The sequence below is a fragment of the Listeria immobilis genome (assembly GCF_014322765.1).
Classification (GTDB): Bacteria; Bacillota; Bacilli; order Lactobacillales; family Listeriaceae; genus Listeria; species Listeria immobilis.
Genome location: NZ_JAASTZ010000014.1, coordinates 64156 through 79764, shown reverse-complemented (window position 1 = coordinate 79764; position 15609 = coordinate 64156). Strand labels below are relative to the sequence as shown.

The following is a 15609-nucleotide window of genomic DNA, read 5'->3' as shown; positions in this document are numbered from 1 at the left end:
CGCGCCCACATAATACACCTAAACTACTCTTATATATATAAATATTGTTACTTTGTTGACGCTAAGGGTTGAACCTTACGGGCTGTAAGCTTTTACCCGTCAACAAAGGGTGTCAACAAAGAAAAATTATGTTGACGGGTAAAAAGTCCTAGAATGTTGACATTTAGCCCGTTTGTTGACGCCCTTTGTTGACACCCAAATTTCACAAACTTCTTTACTCTGGTAAAGTTTTTCTAGTAAAAGCCCGTTGCCTTCCGTATATCTTCCCAAAGCGTAAAACGCCCTGATTATCTTCCCAGCCTTCAATATTTCTTAGTGCGTCATTTATCTCACGTGCTTTCTGCTTTGTCAGTTGTTTTGCTTCGCCATCCAGCACTTCGCACCATATCTCCATTGCGCACGTCTTGCCCCTCAACACTAAACCATCTTGCTCCACTTCCTCGAAGTCTTCGCCCTTTAAAAAGGCTCTTCTAGCTGGTGCGTTCCATTCACTCCAATCCGCTGGAACTGGCGTTTCAAGATACTCACGGATGAGGCCTTCTAATGCATTTGATTCCGTAAATTTAGCTTGTTGTATCTTCGCTTGTTTTTCTAGTTCGCCTTGTAAATAAAGCGATTCCCCTTCTTTAAATCGGATAAAGGCTTCCGCCCAAATCTGGTTTACTTCGTCTTCTTGCAAATCCTTAAATACCGATTTCTTACCAAACCCCTGCACTTCTACAGGCCAGAAACGCCGATTTCCGGTTCCGTCCCGCAAAAACGTGTTGTCATTTGTAGTCGCTATGAAAATGCACTGTCGTGGAAAGCCCTGTACGTTCTCACCATAGGCGACACGGAAGCGGTCTTCTCTTGCTGATATAAATGCTTTTGCTTTCTCTACTTCTGTTTTATTCAAAGCAGACAATTCACCCAGCTCCATTATCCAGTACCCTTGTAAAAGCTCATACGCTGATTTTCCATGTAAATCTTCTAGACTATCCGAATACCATTCTCTCCCAAGCTTATCTAGTAATGTACTTTTCCCAATCCCTTGCATACCTGTTAATGTGAGAACCTGGTCAAATTTGATACCAGGAACCTGCACCCTAGCCACCGCGGCCACAAACGTCTTGCGCGTCACAACTCTTGTATACTCCGAATCAGTCGCACCTAGATAATCAATCAATAGTGTATCAAGTCGCTTTTTCTTGTCCCACTCTAATTCGTTTAAATAATTTCGCACAGGGTGAAACCGTTGACGGTGCATGACCTCTCTTAACGCATCTTTAATTTTTTCCTTGCCGCTAATTTGATATACAGACTCTAGATAATTTCGCAAAGCACTATCATCTAGGTCATTCTTCTCCTCTACCTTTTTAGCAGTCTTCCTCCAAGGCACATTGCCAAGAATAGACATGCGATAATTAAATTCGTTATAGCCAAATTTCCCTCTCAAATGCGGGTCATTTTCTAGAATTCTTAAAATGTTTGGTGCAGTAGACTCTATTTTTCCGTTTCGATTTAGTGTTAGCTTCTTCATCCAGCTTTTATCTACTTCTTCGATTTCCTCATCCGCTTCATCTAGCATGTCCGCAAAATCTTCTAAGGCACTTGTAAGCGACGACTCAACTAGATGTTCCTTAACATTATCATCATTTCTCGCAAAGTCCGCCATGGCCAAGAAAGAAGGCAAGCGATTGACTGGAGTTCCTTCCTGTGCGTCATCGTCCTGTGCGCCAAATTTGTGAATGCGTACTAAATCAAATGCATTCACTAACTTCTCTGAGATAGGGTCGGTGCCATGATGGCTATAAGCAAATAGCCCATCCTCATATAACACTAATCCGCCTGCTGTGCTTCCGTCCGTATAGGTGTATCGCCCGTCATTTGTCGGCTCGTACTTGTCCGCCAAAAAGGTCTCGATGGCATCCTGTATCATATACGTTTTACAGAAAGCTCCTACAATGCCGGGTTTCTCTAACGGGTTTCCTTGCCTATCAGCTAATTTTTTACGTGCATTTTCACGCCTTGATGACTCTGGCCAAAACGATGGGTCTGTCCAATCATCGTAGCGGTCCAGCACTCTGTCTGGGTTTAGCCATTCACCATCTTGATAGTGGAATTCAAATGTGCCATCCTTTGCGGTGCTCGGCCAGTACATTAAACGGTGAGGCTGATAAGTCGTATCGTCAAATACGTCGATATCCAAATCGGCTGCAATCCTTCTACTAACCGCTTGATACTCATCTGGTGTAACTGCTCTTGCTAGCGGGATAACTACCCGCAATCGTGGCTTTTCAGCTGTGTGTTTGTGTGTAGAGTATACAGCACATGCAAAGTTATAGAATAGCTCTATTTCTTCCCAAAGACCGGGTGCTGCAAAATCAGCATCTAGTGTGATTAATTGCCGCCACTTCACGTTTTCGGCTTTACGTCGTCCTTTTAGCAGCGTGCCACCTACAAACCCACCAATATCCTTTATGTTAGATTGCTCTGCTTTAGACATCTGCAAATACTCGTCAATAGTTTCGCTCGTTCTGGTTGTTTGACTTATTTTTTCAAGCACCTTTTGCCATGAGATCCCTTCGTTCTTCCATGCTTTTTCTTTCCGGCTTTTTCCGACCGCTAGGGTCAGTTTGCCATCTGCGGAGACAGCAATATCTTTCGCATTCAATTACTAACCTCCTTTCTTTACAATTATCTTGCTAGCTATTTAGTTTATAGATTAAGCTTATTATCGCTATTATTAGGGAGATAGTAGCGATAACTACAGGCCCTTTAATACCTCCTCCCACTCATATTTAACTACCAATACCTTTGATACATTAAGCATATATCTCTGTTCGTCATCATCAGGAAGTGAGACAATTAGTAATTTATGGTTTAGTATCGTATCTACGTATAAAAGGGTTCCTTTTGGGATTTTAGCGTAACCCTGCAAATCCGCCCTATTGCACTCTGTATCCGTTACAGTCTGAACTCTGTCACCTTTTTTGATTATATTCATCTATTACCTACTCTCCTTTATTAAATTCACAGAAATGGCACTTGCTTTTTTGTCAAATAACATTTTCATCAAGGCGTCAGAAGCTTGATATGACTCTTTGACATTTAGTAAATTATTTATTACGTCCGTTGTTAGTGTCATTCTGCTTCCTTCTTCATTTTTTATTTACACCTAACGCCCACGCCCGACTTTTTATTGCGCTTGGGCTCCTTCTAAGACGTTCTGCTATCCGTATCGTTTTAACGGTTGCATAATATTTTTTAATAAATTCATCTTCTTTTTCGCTCCACGGACGGACCATATACGTTGCTTTATTATGTTTTCTCAAATAAGAAAGTCGATTTTCTACACTGTCCCTTGTGCGCTTTAAGTAGTCTGCTGCATCTTGTATTTTTGCATCGTTGGAATAAGCAAAATAGGCAAGATATGCGTCTTCATCTTCTGTCCACTTGTGATATTTATTTTTTGCCTTTTGTAAGTCTCTGTTAGTTTTTTCATACAACCACAGAGCCGTTGATAAGTCATTGGTAGTTACGTCATCTTTGTACACGTTTTGTTTTTGCATGTCTAACCTCCTAATCCAGTTTTATAACTCTTAGCCCCTTCTCTGTCGTCCTTTTTCTGTAAGAAGGCGTAGCGTAGAACAATATAGTTTCACGCTTCACGTCTTTAAATTCTGCTAGTTCTGTTAATGTGCCAATTATTAGTAGATCGTCTCCTTGGTACATTGCGTATTCTGTCATGTTTTCACTCCTAATCCTTCATATAAAAAGCAGATGAGAACCCATCGCCCTTTAATGGCAAATCCGGTGCCCAGCGAATTGGTTCCGCAAGTATCGCATTTAGCTTTTCTATCGAGCTCTCTGATACTGGAACTTCTGTGATAGCTTCATCGTGCACGTGCATAACTGTGTTAATCCCTGCATCCTCAATTCGTTGTAACGAGACCGCTAAACAATCCCGCGCTATTGCTTGAACAATGTTCTCGACTAATTTACCACCATAAGTGTGTTGCTTGTGCCAACCTTTTTCTGAGGTCCCCTCATAGCATATTTGCTCGCCGTATTTGCCGGGTACCAGCTTAGCTTTGAAATAAGCCAAGTCGCGTCCACTCGGAAGCTGGATGAACAAAATGCCTGCTTTGTAATAAAAGGTAAGTCCTTTATACCTTTGACTTTTTCGCGTTGCGATTGCCGTCTTCGCTCTGTTTTCAACACCTCGCCACAGTTTAGTAATCGCTGGGCTCGCCTTTCTCCAAGCGTCCACAATGCCTTGCAGTTCGTTCTCTTGAAGTCCCATTTCTAATGCACCCATAGCAATTAACGCATTCACGCCGCCGTTATAGCCAAGAGCGAGCTCTGAGACTTTCCCTTTTTGACGTAAGTTCTTGTCCACTTCGTTAATAGGTATATGAAACATCTGAGAAGCCGAAGCTTCGTATATCTTTCCGTGACTGTTAAATACATCTAATCGCCACTGTTCACCTGCAAGCCACGCGATAACACGTGCTTCGATGGCACTAAAATCGGTAATGTCGAAGGTATAGCCATCTTCCGCAACAAAAGCGGTTCTGATGAGCTGTGAGAGTACATCAGGCACACTACTATACATCATCTCGAAGGCTTCATAATCACCTATTTTCAAGTCTTTTCTGACCTCATCAATGTCCTTGATATAGTTTCTAGGAAGGTTCTGTACTTGAACTAGTCGCCCCGCCCAACGTCCGGTTCGATTAGCGCCATAGAACTGTAGTAAGCCTCGAATCCGTCCGTCATTACATCTTGCATGTTTCATTTTTTCATATTTCTTTATGCTTGTTTTTGACATCTCTTGACGTAGTAGCAACATCTCTCTTACATCCTCGTCAAGCTTCATATCTGCAAGCAGTTTAGATACAGATTCTTTATTTAAACTAGTGACTGGATAACCCTTCCCAGCTAACCAGCTTTTTTGCTGAGCAACAGAGTTCGGGTTTTCTAAGCCTGTTAGATCTTTCGCTTTCTTAAACAAGCGTTCTTGATACCACTCTTGGCATGCGATAGCATGATTTACAAGAGAAATGTCTACTTTAACCCCTCTATCGACAATCCGCTGGTCCAGTTCCCAATTACGTTGCTCCTCTATCGGAAAAGGAAATTTAGATATTTTCTTAGATATAGCCCTCTCTACTATCACGTCTTGTCTACAGTACTCCATGAACTTAGCCCACTTCTCCGGAGCATGTTCGGGGTAGTTTCGTGTTCGGCCACCGTTAGCCTTTGTCGGCTTGCAAGGCATACAGAAGTACCTTATAAGCGCTTTCCCCTCGCTGTCTTTTTCCTGATTTAGCTTGAGCGCTTTAGACATCATGTCAAGACTTGCAGGTAATCCTAGTAAAGTACCATGTACCATCGTGCACCGCCACTGCTCTGGGGGCATTTCACAATTAAAGTATTTAGCGAGGCATGTCCTTTCAAAATTAGCGTTATGTGCTGTCTTGAGTACATCCGGGTTTGTCAAATCGTCGAGTACATGCTCGGGTAGTTCATCGATAGTAAGGTCTACAATTTCAACCTTATCGTCGCTATAGGCATATGCCAAGAGGATGATTTCAAAAGCTTCATCCTCCGCATAGGCATAGGTACCACAATTCCTGATGTCCCGACCTGAGTAGGTCTCGATATCAATACTCAGTGTTTTTTGACTCATAGGTCATCTTCGTCCTCGTCATCCTCTTCGTCGTCGTCAAAGTCATCATCGTAATCATCCAAATCGTCGTCAAAGTCATCCTCTGCACTTAACGCACTGAATCCAAGTGGTTCACCATCTTCTAGGAATAATAAATTATTCAAACCTACCGCGATGCCTTTGCTTCCATTACTGTTATATGCATATAAGTCAATACTAGCGCGACCATAACAGCCACTGTAGAACTCTTCCGCTGTTAGTTCTTTCCGTTTTTTGTTAATTACGCCGGGTTGACGTTTACTATTTGCATTGACAAAATACTTGCCTTCGAATTCTTCCATTTCGTCACGCTCTTCGTCTCCATCACGAAGCGGCGTTTTTAGGTTTTTTGGAGCTGTGCCATTTTTGCCTCCCCAGACAGTGATTGCCTCTTTGCTCTCTTTCAATTCCTTAATTGCAGATTTAATAGCTTTAACTGTCTTTTTATCTGTTTTGTCAATAATTAAGCAAACACTGTATTTCTTTTCCTGACTTTCGTCTCCTGCCCATGGCTCAAACACATGCACATAACTAAATCTGACCTTACCTGTTTTTACTTTTACCATTTTTACAACATCTCCTCTTAATTTTCTAAGTCGTCAGCGAAGTCATCCGCTGCGCCTGCTTTCAATTTAATTGCTTTCCTTTTGTCACTTTCAATTACAAGTGTTGGTTTTCCAGGTGGCTTTTCAATTAAATCACCTAAAATAACTCCAACTTGCTTTTTACCGATTAGCTTTTCCATATCTGTTATACTGATGAGTTTTTTGCTAAGTAACTCCTCTTCTGAGTAGCCCTCTAACTCTAAAACGCCTTGTACCATTTCTGCGTCAACATACCTCCGATTACTCCGACCTTCGACTAATTTCCACCCCGGAAACTCCGTGCCTTTAACCTCTGCTTCTTTCAGTGCAAAATCTTTAACATCTTCCGCCCAACTTTTCAACTCTGCAACCTGACCAAGCACCTTTGCTATCTCTTCTGGTTGCAATAAGCGCGGGTCTTTAAAGTCATAGCTTGTTAGTGCAAGATTAGCCTCAGCACGGGCCTTACAGATTTTGCGTGCTCGGCAGAATTTACACCAAGGTCCTGCGTTTAGTTCGCCTTCTCCCGCATCCGCAAGTAGTGCCGCTGGTTTTACGACGTTCTCTGCCCAATCAAGTAAATCACTTACCTCCATCTCAAATTCAGTCACGCTGTCTAAGCGAGGTTGTACAATAGTCATTCGAACTGTGTGTATCGTGTGCTCCAATTCGAAAGCATTATATGCGCCAAGACCGTAAAGCATGAGCTGGCTATTCTCCTCTGCTGAAACAGGAACACCCTTTCCAAATTTCAGGTCTACAATTTCAACCACACCATTGCCTACGATTACCGCGTCACCTGTACCGAACCCACCTCTTGCATAGTCGGAATAGTCCAGCTGTTGCTCAATAGAAAGAACTGCGTTTTTGTCTGCTGCATGAGCTTCCTGAAACTTCTCAATTACAATAGTTGTGTAAACTTCTACATGCTCAATCATCGAAGCATCATATAAACTATTTTTCTTTAAACGGTTTAGCTTTCTAGCATATTTCGCCTTGTCCACATCGCCATTAAACTTTTGAAGCAACAGCTCTGCAAAGCTGTGCGCCAGTGTACCTTCCTGCGCATAAACCCCACCACTGCCCTGCTCTGGAAACTTTGCCTCAAGGGCAACGGACGGCGTGCAGTTTAGCCATCGACTCGACCCCGAGGCTGACAGCTTGGCATGGCTATTTGGTGACATCAAATCACCTCCCTTTCGTATTCCCAGCAGTAGCCCCTATGGGTAGTAAGTATGCCCCTACAGCACTTAACAATATGGCTCGAATCAAATCCCTGCCTGCCCGCTTCCGCAGCTGATGCAAAACGGTGTACCACCTCGCCAGACATATCTATCTGAACAATTGGTATTGATATTTTAGCTGCTACACGCCTATTCCTAGTACCATGATTCATATTTTCGCTAGGTGTGACCCACTCCAAATTATCCATATGGTTATTGCTAGTAACCTCATCAATGTGGTTCACCTCTTTTTTATTTTCTGGATTGGGGATGAAGGCACTTGCTACAAGACGGTGCACTTTGAAAATCTTAGTCTTCCCCTCTTTGCTCAGATGGGCCTCGCGATAGCCTTGTCTATGCTTTCCAAGTCTGAGGTTTCGAGCCTTCCCTGTTCGTGCATAGTTGAGGCTTTTTACACGGCCATAATTGGAAACCTGATAAAGCCCCTCATAAGACTCAATATCCCTCCATAATTCGGGCATCTTAGAGACCTAGTTTCTTCTTCGATTTTTCAAGTTCAGCGACAAAAGCAGGGTAATCTTCCTCGTCCAATTCGGCCATAGCCTCGACGCCGAAGTTTCCACGCAAGATTTTCTTAACAGCCTTATTGTTTTTGGATTGAACAAACGGACGAACCATCACACGCAAAGCGTCTAGGGTAAGCACCTCTTCATATGACGTATTCTGTTTGGATTTATTCCTATCTTCATTCTCGGAAGCATCCTTGTCCGTGTTTTGACTAAGACCAAACTCTTTTTCGCGTTCGTCTAGCATCTCAATAAAGTCCTGATAATCGGAAGGTTTTAGTTTATTTAGAGCTGTAACTTTGAAAGCAGTAACCATCACAAATTTCACTTGTACATTTTTTGTTCCTCCCTCAAATCGAGAGACGGCTCTCTTCACATCTGCAAGCGTGAGTGTCTGCTCCTCTTCCTCTTGCCCCTGCTCTTGTTCCTCTTGTTCCTCTTGTTCTTCCTCTTGTTCCTCTTGCCCCTGCTCTTCTTCCTCTTGTTCTTCTTGCCCCTGCTCTTCTTCCTCTTGTTCTTGTTCCTCTTGTTCTTTGCTAGTAGCTATCTCTGATTTAGAATCTTCCGTAGAGAATTGTATTAGCTCCCCTTCTGTGGAAAGTACTTTTAAAATCTTTTGCAGTTCCAGCGCATCATCTACTGTTTCAATATCAAAAGTTAATCTCATCTTGTGTATTCCTCCATTTTTATTAATTTGACTTGGCTAGCTGGGATAGAGAATCTATCGCCAGTGGTATCTTCTACTAGAAGGGCATCACACATGACCGCAAGCACGCAACACCACTGACCTTCTATTGCCCTTTTTTCTATTCCTGACCGGTCTTGTATTTCTACGGTATCCCCTACTTGGACCATTTGCTTTTAGCCTCCATCCGTGTTAAATTATGTTTAGATACTAATTTCTGTATGCTCGTTTTCGAAGTTGCCGCTTCGTTACGGGCTTTTTTCATACTTTCAATTTGACCACCGCCCTTCGTTTTCTTCACTGCATCTGCATAGCCTACTAAATAGCAGAGCACTGCAAAGGCTATCAGTAGAAAAGCTATAGCAACAAGAGATTCTATCTCACTCATTAGTCTCACCCTCCAGCATCATGCGGTCTTGTAGGTCTTTGATTCCAGTCTCGAGTTTGTCATAATCGTCTAGTATTTCGTCAATTTCTGCACGTGACTTAAATGGGACGTTAGTGTTAAAAGCAATGAGATAATCCAGATACCACTGCGCTTTTTGCAAGTCTTCAATACCGCCTTTCATACTTTCTCTAGTGATGTACTTTATTACCGTTGCTTTTAAGTGTCCTCTAAACTCTTCCGGTGTGAGTTTTGCCTTCATGACGTCAATGGTTTGTATACCGCCTTGCTGGTAGTGTTGTGGATTTATGTTATCTTGACTCATTTACTGACACCTACCCCTAATAGACTTTTATTGAGTGCTACAGTTACTAATTCATTCTTTTGTTTAGCTACATCTATACCAGACACATCAAAACCCAACTCGTGAAGTAAGTCATAGCCTTTTGCTGGGCTCAAACTAGTAAGCTGACCATTTAACTTTTCATATTCATCTCTAATTGCCTTCTTTTTATCCCGATGGTCTTGTAACCAAAGGTCATAGTCTTCTTGTATGTTTTCGAATAGGAGACCTTCTATTACAAACTCCAGCATCGCGTCTGATGTGTCATAGTATCGAAAATCATCCACCCACACAAAAGGACCACGCCAACTCGGAATTGCTTCTCGTAACTCTCCCGCTTGTTTTTGTAACGCACATAAATTCTTATGGAATATATCTATCCTATCTTGTAACTTATTCTGCTCGATGTATTTTGTTAACATGCGTCTTTGATATTGCTTCCAGCTTTCACACTCATTACTAATTGCCAAATTCAAACCTTTTTCAACAATTTCACGTAAATCTTTTTTATAAATTGTCATTTACTCTGCCTCCTACTATTTTCACTATTCTGATTCCTCACCTTTCCAAACTTCAAGTTCTGCCTTTAAGGCCTCAACCTGTAATTCTAGCTCTAGAATGCGTGAACTTTGTTGGATTGCTAGCTCCGTGTTTGTGACCAGCCATGTGCCGTACTTAGAAGCAAATTCTACTGCAAGCTCTTTAGTCAGCACTTTTCTGTTTCTAGTTTGCGACGCATATCTGAATGCTTGAAGTTCGTGTTTAGCGTTGTTCAGCTTCTCTGATAACACATCTAGCTTTATAAGCTCCTCACCTGTCATAAAGTGAACCCCTCCATATCGTTTACATCGCCATCCCATGCATTAAACTGGTCAATGAGCTCTTGCTCCTCTGTTCGTTTTCTGCTAATTGACTCTTGTTCCCGGTATTCTGCTTTGAAATGATTTACTGCTTCTAGTAGCGAGTTAAACGGACCATAGTTTAATGCATCTTGCCCTTTTTTTAGCTCGTATCTTACTTTTCTATTCGCTATTTTATAAAATTCTACTACGTGTCCTCTAACTAATTTCTTAGACATAATTAGCTCATTCATTCGATGCACCTACCTTGTTTGATTTAACCCATTCGTCGATTTGACTTCGACTAAATAGTCTTACCCTTCCACACATTTGCTTATTTGGTAGTCCCGCATAATTTGCCCATTTGTAAATAGTCTGACGGGTCACACCTAAGTACTCCGCTACCTCTTGAGCTGTCATGGTTTCTTTAAATTGACTAATCTCCATCTAAGCCCACCTCCTACCTAATTGGTAAGTCATAAATATCTTTTAAAGCTCGTTTTAAGCTGACTTCGTTTAGATAACCTAAAATATCATTTGTTATCGGAGTGTCGTATATTATGTGCCAATCCTCGTTGTCGAAAAGGATAACAGCTAACTCAATACCATAAGTATATGGTCCTGAAACAACGCTTGCCCCATAGTTATTAGGGAATCTATACACGTGTTGCAAATTAAATATCGGTGTTGTTCCTTTGTGATTGATAATGTAATCTTTAAACTCTTCAATGATTTTCATTCTTATGCCTCCTTGTCGATTTCAAGTAATTTTGTGATTTGATTTTTAATATCATCTACTTTCTTGCCACTACGATTATCATTTAGAATATCTGATAGATACGTAGGGGAAATACCAATCGTTTTAGCTAATTCTGCTTGACTAATCCCGCGACGGATAAGTGCAATCTTAACCAGCTCTTTCAGTTTTTGCACAGGCATTATGTCATCTCCTTTCCTGCTTTTTCTATAGTATCCGCTAATCCAATACGCTAATGTTGACATAAACTACATAATAATGTAGAATAAGGGCATAGCTAAATAAGCCTACTACATTGCCATACCTTGCTGGGGAGCTTGATATTTTGGCTTTTGTTTGTTGCGCTGTTAGCGTATTAAATTAGCTTATGGATAGAGTATACTCTATAATTATATAGAACGCAAGTGTTTTCTACATAATTATGTATATTATATCTTTAAGTGGACAAGGATGGTTGGTATGACCGCATTTGAACGAGTAAAAAAAATTAGTGATGAGCAGGGAATTCCAATCTCAAGACTAGAAGATGACCTTGGTTTTGGAAAAAATTCCATGTACACATGGAAAAAAAGTAGTCCTTCTACCGACAAGCTTCAAAAGGTAGCTGATTACTTCAATGTCTCTGTAGATTATCTTTTAGGAAGAACAGACATAAAAAACCCGTTAGAAGGGTTAGAGGATGCGCAATTCTTAGATGTGGAAGGGTTGACCTCAGAAGATATTGCAAAAGTGGAGGGCATAATCAGAGCATTAAAAGAGGCGCAACGTAAGATTGATGAATTCGAAAACATGTAGAAATGAGATGACTAGATGGCTATTTCTAAGTTTGATTATATAAAACACTACAAACCAACAGCGATGGAACTACGCATGTCTGGGAGTTTGACCCAGCACAACATAACTAAACCTACACAACTGGATACAGAAAAAATACAAATTGCGTATAATGTCTTAGTGATGGAAATGGACTTCCCTTCCGTCGCATTCGGTAATTTTGGGATTGTACTGTCCCGTGGACTAAGAGGCGAGGATTACAAAGAGGCCTTTTTTCATGAATTAGCGCATTGGTTAGAGCATACGGGGAATCAGTTGCAAATGACCAGGCAACAAAAGGCTATGCAGGAGCAGCAAGCTAAACAGATGAGCATGTACCTGCGAATTCCCTATCATATGTTGGGTATGGTAGACTTCTCGTCAGAGGACTGTATAATGGAGATAGTAGACCTTTTTGGTGTTTCTGCAAATCTAGCAAAGCGACGGTTAAAGAAAATAGAAGACAATGTGCTTTGTCATTATAGAGATAACACGGATTTGGCTTACTCAAATAAAATCATATAGCATAACAAAAGGGAGCGAGCGAGAATGAAAAAAGGAATTGGAATTTTACTGCTAGGATTGGTTTTACTCCTAGGGGCTTGCGGGACGGATTCCGTCAAAGACACAAACATAAAAACCCCGTTTAAAAAAGATATTGTACAAGCAGACCCTAATGGCAAAGCTAAGCTAACCGGTAAAACAGAAAAAGGGGCACAAGTAACACTTGAAGGCAAATCCGTTAATGTGAAAAAAGATGGTTCCTTCAATATAGAAATGAGCAATGATAGCAATGAAAACAAAGACTTTGATGTTGAAGTCAGTTTACAGGACGGGCACTGGAACTTATTTACTGTTGCAGTCAAACCCCCAATTAATAATATAGCTCAGATACCTTCCGAAACCAAAAACTTTATAACCAAGTACAATACGATAGTTTCCAAAAAAGGTATGACTAAAATTGACGAAAATGCTGATTTCCTAGAAAATACTAAAGGTGGTTATCTTCAATTACTCCTAAATGATGTCCCTACAGGGAGCCGTGTTTTTGCTTATTATGACGACGATTTTAACTTAACTGAATATGCGTTTTCTGGTGGTGACAATTTTTACGGATTTTATATGTTAACAGCTCTTGGCATCGAGAAAGATGTCCCATACTACGCTGATTACATGGACTGGCTGATTAGCCAAGATGGCGTTTTTTCTAAGGAATACGAGACTAACAAATACATAATCAGTGCGACCAATGCGTCTTCTCAGCTAATGAGCATGAACATCAAATTAAAATAACTCCACAGGACTCTTTTCTTGGGGTCCTTACAGCCCGAAAACCGAACATACATTCCTAATTGAAAGGAGGTGAAAAGAAATGGCAAACAAAAAACGATACGTTGGCTCTATTGAGAAGTTAAAAACGGGCTGGCGCCTGAGGGTAACTGTAGGCTACAATGAGAAAGGCACACCTATTAAACGGTCTAAGATGACAAAAACGAAGAGTGCAAAAGAAAGGGAGAAAGAGCTCAATCGCTTTATTGAAGAGTTAGAAAGGAATGGATATGAAGCCCCTTCTAGGCTCACCTTCAAGGAATTTGTAGAAAAAGAGTGGCTACCGAAACACGCACAAAGGCATCTTGCTTACAAAACATATAACGAATACTACTCACAGATTAAAAGAAGATTGTACCCGGAAATCGGCGGTATACAGTTGAATAAATTATCTACTCTACAAATCGTAAATTTGATAGACAAGTTACAGAAACCCGACGCCAATCTAGTAACAGGAGAAGTGCTTTCAGCTAGAACAGTACGACATATATATTTTGCGCTAAGCTCAGTGTTAGAGACAGCAGTGGAGTGGAAAGTTCTAACAGCAAATCCCACAAAAGGAATTAAGCTTCCGAGGGTTAAAAAACGACCACCCAGCATATTCACACCTGAAAACGTCGCTCAGCTAGATAGAGCACTAGCAAAAGAGCCTATACAAATGCAAGCAATGATTTATATAGCATTAGTGACAGGCTGCAGAGAAGCTGAGTTAGCGGCGTTGGAATGGAAACATATTGACTTTGTCGAGAATGAAATACTATTCGAACAAACAGCTATCACGATTGTTGGCGAAGGCGTGAGCATCAAGTCTGAGACTAAAAACGGAGAGACTGGAAGAGTAGATATTCCGACATGGCTCTCTGCACTGCTCGAAAGCTATAGACCCTTAACGCTGCCAGGTACCGGGGGTTGGGCGGGACATCACTTCTTATTTGCGGATTCTAACGGGAAACCATTCCGACCAGACAGCTATTACCAACGATGGAAAAGACTAATAGAAAGGCATGACTTGCCATCTATTCGTTTTCACGACTTACGGCACACTTCTGCTACCCTTTTGTTGAATAGCGGTCTCGATATTAAAGTGATACAAGAGCGTTTACGCCATAAGTCATTTAACACAACAGCAGACATCTATTCCCACGTTCTGAAAGAGAAACAACAAGAAGCTGCAAATACATTTAAAAACCCTTTTACATGATTCTCTGCCCACGCTCTGCCCACGGAAGCTATTTTCCCACATTAATGTAAACTAATTCAGATAAAAAAACCGTCTAAGCCCCACGGCCTAAACGGTTTTCCAATATGGGTTGTGAGGGGTTCGAACCCACGACCCGCTGATTAAGAGTCAGCTGCTCTACCAACTGAGCTAACAACCCGTCGTATTCCGACAAAAAATATTATATCATAATTTAGCAAAATTACATAGCCGCAGCGTCTAACCACGGCTATTTTTACTGTTCTAATAAACCGGATGAATGGGAGCTTTTCCGGCTAATACAGCTTCGACATTTGAAATCGCCATTCGTCCCATTTCTGTGCGAGTTTCGACAGTTGCATTACCAATATGCGGGGTCAAAACTACATTATCTAAGGCTCGTAACGCTGCGCCAATTTTAGGTTCAAATTCAAAAACATCTAGCGCCGTCCCAGCTATCTCTCCACTTTTCAATGCATTTACGAGTGCAACTTCCTCGACAACCGGCCCACGAGCTGCATTGATCAAAAATGCGCTGGGTTTCATCATTTGGAGCGTTTTTTCATTGATTAAATGCTTTAAATCAGGATTGTAGGCCGCGTGAATTGTTACTACATCACTCTGTTTTAACAATTCGGTTTGGCTAACAAATTCGGCGTTGTAGTCTTTCGGATTATGCCCAGAATAAATAATTTTCATTCCAAAAGCGGCTGCTCGTTTTGCAACTGCCTGTCCTATCCTACCTAAGCCAATAATTCCAAGGGTTTTTCCACTTAATTCCGTGCCTAAAAAGAACGTCGGTGCCCAGCCTGTAAATTTCTCAGGTGCTTCACGACATAGACGGTCTCCTTCAGAAATTCTCCGGGCTACGTCCAAAATAAGCCCCAATGTTAATTCAGCAGTTGCTTCTGTTGATACATCCGGGGTATTAGTTACCACAACCCCTAATTCTTTCGCCTTATTCACAGCAATATTATCAAATCCTGCACCAATATTCGCAACGATTTTAAGATTTTTTGCGGCTTCTAAAACTTTTGCGGTTATTTGTGTGGAAAGCGGGCAAATAATTGCATCTACCTCCGCCACCTTTTTGATTAGTTCAGTTTCTGTTAAATCATCGCCTAAAAGTGTTTCAATTTTCCATTTTTCTAGTGCTTTCATTGTTTCTGGTAGTAATTTTCCCGTTACTAATACGCTTGCAGTCATTTCGTTCAATCCTCCAATCCCATTTTTC

At 41.3% G+C, this 15609-nt stretch carries 23 protein-coding genes and 1 tRNA gene; 4 read left to right on the top strand and 20 right to left on the bottom strand.

Features of this window, described 5'->3' with window-relative positions; translation table 11 throughout:
• Positions 1–214: 214 nt before the first annotated feature.
• The 18 genes from HCJ50_RS11395 to HCJ50_RS11310 form a co-directional block, all read right to left on the bottom strand.
• The gene (locus tag HCJ50_RS11395) at positions 215–2653 is read right to left on the bottom strand and encodes a virulence-associated E family protein (RefSeq protein WP_187127555.1); all 2439 of its coding nucleotides are present in this window, start codon (positions 2651–2653) and stop codon (positions 215–217) included.
• Between the two features lie 336 nt (positions 2654–2989).
• On the bottom strand, positions 2990–3127 hold the full coding sequence (locus HCJ50_RS11390) for a hypothetical protein (protein WP_260443757.1): 138 nt from the start codon (positions 3125–3127) through the stop codon (positions 2990–2992).
• A gap of 13 nt (positions 3128–3140) precedes the next feature.
• Positions 3141–3551, bottom strand: a complete 411-nt coding sequence (locus HCJ50_RS11385; protein WP_185395681.1) for a hypothetical protein — start codon at positions 3549–3551, stop codon at positions 3141–3143.
• A gap of 10 nt (positions 3552–3561) precedes the next feature.
• The gene (locus HCJ50_RS11380; RefSeq protein ID WP_185395682.1) at positions 3562–3729 is read right to left on the bottom strand and encodes a hypothetical protein; all 168 of its coding nucleotides are present in this window, start codon (positions 3727–3729) and stop codon (positions 3562–3564) included.
• A gap of 10 nt (positions 3730–3739) precedes the next feature.
• Complete coding sequence (locus HCJ50_RS11375; protein ID WP_185395683.1) at positions 3740–5674, bottom strand: DNA polymerase; 1935 nt, start codon at positions 5672–5674, stop codon at positions 3740–3742.
• Positions 5671–6258: a DUF2815 family protein gene (locus tag HCJ50_RS11370; protein WP_185395684.1), complete on the bottom strand. Its 588-nt coding sequence runs from the start codon at positions 6256–6258 to the stop codon at positions 5671–5673. The genes HCJ50_RS11375 and HCJ50_RS11370 overlap by 4 nt, the downstream gene beginning before the upstream one ends.
• 17 nt (positions 6259–6275) lie before the next feature.
• Positions 6276–7460 carry a DUF2800 domain-containing protein gene (locus HCJ50_RS11365; RefSeq protein WP_185395685.1) on the bottom strand — a complete coding sequence of 395 codons (1185 nt, stop codon included), beginning with the start codon at positions 7458–7460 and terminating at the stop codon, positions 6276–6278.
• On the bottom strand, positions 7460–7981 hold the full coding sequence (locus tag HCJ50_RS11360; RefSeq protein ID WP_185395686.1) for an NUMOD4 domain-containing protein: 522 nt from the start codon (positions 7979–7981) through the stop codon (positions 7460–7462). The genes HCJ50_RS11365 and HCJ50_RS11360 overlap by 1 nt, the downstream gene beginning before the upstream one ends.
• 1 nt (position 7982) lies before the next feature.
• A complete protein-coding gene (locus HCJ50_RS11355; protein WP_185395687.1) occupies positions 7983–8693 on the bottom strand; it encodes a hypothetical protein in 711 nt (236 codons plus the stop codon).
• Positions 8690–8881, bottom strand: coding sequence for a hypothetical protein (locus HCJ50_RS11350; protein ID WP_085621335.1), 192 nt, complete (start codon positions 8879–8881; stop codon positions 8690–8692). The genes HCJ50_RS11355 and HCJ50_RS11350 overlap by 4 nt, the downstream gene beginning before the upstream one ends.
• On the bottom strand, positions 8869–9099 hold the full coding sequence (locus tag HCJ50_RS11345; protein WP_038406402.1) for a hypothetical protein: 231 nt from the start codon (positions 9097–9099) through the stop codon (positions 8869–8871). The genes HCJ50_RS11350 and HCJ50_RS11345 overlap by 13 nt, the downstream gene beginning before the upstream one ends.
• On the bottom strand, positions 9092–9421 hold the full coding sequence (locus HCJ50_RS11340) for a DUF3310 domain-containing protein (RefSeq protein WP_077916388.1): 330 nt from the start codon (positions 9419–9421) through the stop codon (positions 9092–9094). Before HCJ50_RS11340 ends, HCJ50_RS11345 begins: the two co-directional genes overlap by 8 nt.
• Complete coding sequence (locus tag HCJ50_RS11335) at positions 9418–9960, bottom strand: hypothetical protein (protein WP_185398478.1); 543 nt, start codon at positions 9958–9960, stop codon at positions 9418–9420. The genes HCJ50_RS11340 and HCJ50_RS11335 overlap by 4 nt, the downstream gene beginning before the upstream one ends.
• A 24-nt stretch (positions 9961–9984) precedes the next feature.
• The gene (locus HCJ50_RS11330) at positions 9985–10260 is read right to left on the bottom strand and encodes a hypothetical protein (protein ID WP_070783178.1); all 276 of its coding nucleotides are present in this window, start codon (positions 10258–10260) and stop codon (positions 9985–9987) included.
• On the bottom strand, positions 10257–10532 hold the full coding sequence (locus HCJ50_RS11325) for a hypothetical protein (protein WP_070783177.1): 276 nt from the start codon (positions 10530–10532) through the stop codon (positions 10257–10259). Before HCJ50_RS11325 ends, HCJ50_RS11330 begins: the two co-directional genes overlap by 4 nt.
• A complete protein-coding gene (locus tag HCJ50_RS11320; protein ID WP_038406398.1) occupies positions 10525–10725 on the bottom strand; it encodes a helix-turn-helix domain-containing protein in 201 nt (66 codons plus the stop codon). Before HCJ50_RS11320 ends, HCJ50_RS11325 begins: the two co-directional genes overlap by 8 nt.
• A 13-nt stretch (positions 10726–10738) precedes the next feature.
• Positions 10739–11017, bottom strand: coding sequence for a hypothetical protein (locus HCJ50_RS11315; RefSeq protein ID WP_185395690.1), 279 nt, complete (start codon positions 11015–11017; stop codon positions 10739–10741).
• Between the two features lie 2 nt (positions 11018–11019).
• Positions 11020–11217 carry a helix-turn-helix domain-containing protein gene (locus tag HCJ50_RS11310; protein WP_085621341.1) on the bottom strand — a complete coding sequence of 66 codons (198 nt, stop codon included), beginning with the start codon at positions 11215–11217 and terminating at the stop codon, positions 11020–11022.
• Between the two features lie 277 nt (positions 11218–11494).
• Here HCJ50_RS11310 and HCJ50_RS11305 point away from each other — a divergent pair, with 277 nt between their 5' ends.
• The 4 genes from HCJ50_RS11305 (at position 11495) to HCJ50_RS11290 (ending at position 14378) form a co-directional block, all read left to right on the top strand.
• The gene (locus HCJ50_RS11305) at positions 11495–11830 is read left to right on the top strand and encodes a helix-turn-helix domain-containing protein (RefSeq protein ID WP_085621348.1); all 336 of its coding nucleotides are present in this window, start codon (positions 11495–11497) and stop codon (positions 11828–11830) included.
• A gap of 15 nt (positions 11831–11845) precedes the next feature.
• Positions 11846–12373 carry an ImmA/IrrE family metallo-endopeptidase gene (locus HCJ50_RS11300; protein WP_185395691.1) on the top strand — a complete coding sequence of 176 codons (528 nt, stop codon included), beginning with the start codon at positions 11846–11848 and terminating at the stop codon, positions 12371–12373.
• 24 nt (positions 12374–12397) lie between these two features.
• Positions 12398–13141, top strand: coding sequence for a hypothetical protein (locus HCJ50_RS11295; RefSeq protein ID WP_070783172.1), 744 nt, complete (start codon positions 12398–12400; stop codon positions 13139–13141).
• A 79-nt stretch (positions 13142–13220) separates the two neighbouring features.
• On the top strand, positions 13221–14378 hold the full coding sequence (locus HCJ50_RS11290) for a site-specific integrase (protein WP_185395692.1): 1158 nt from the start codon (positions 13221–13223) through the stop codon (positions 14376–14378).
• Between the two features lie 105 nt (positions 14379–14483).
• On the opposite strand, the gene HCJ50_RS11285 is transcribed toward HCJ50_RS11290, so the two are convergent.
• Together HCJ50_RS11285 and HCJ50_RS11280 are read right to left on the bottom strand one after the other, a co-directional pair.
• Positions 14484–14556: transfer RNA gene (locus HCJ50_RS11285), tRNA-Lys, on the bottom strand.
• Positions 14557–14639: 83 nt separating this feature from the next.
• Entirely contained in the window at positions 14640–15581 is a 942-nt protein-coding gene (locus HCJ50_RS11280; protein WP_185395693.1) for an NAD(P)-dependent oxidoreductase, read from the bottom strand.
• Positions 15582–15609: the final 28 nt, after the last annotated feature.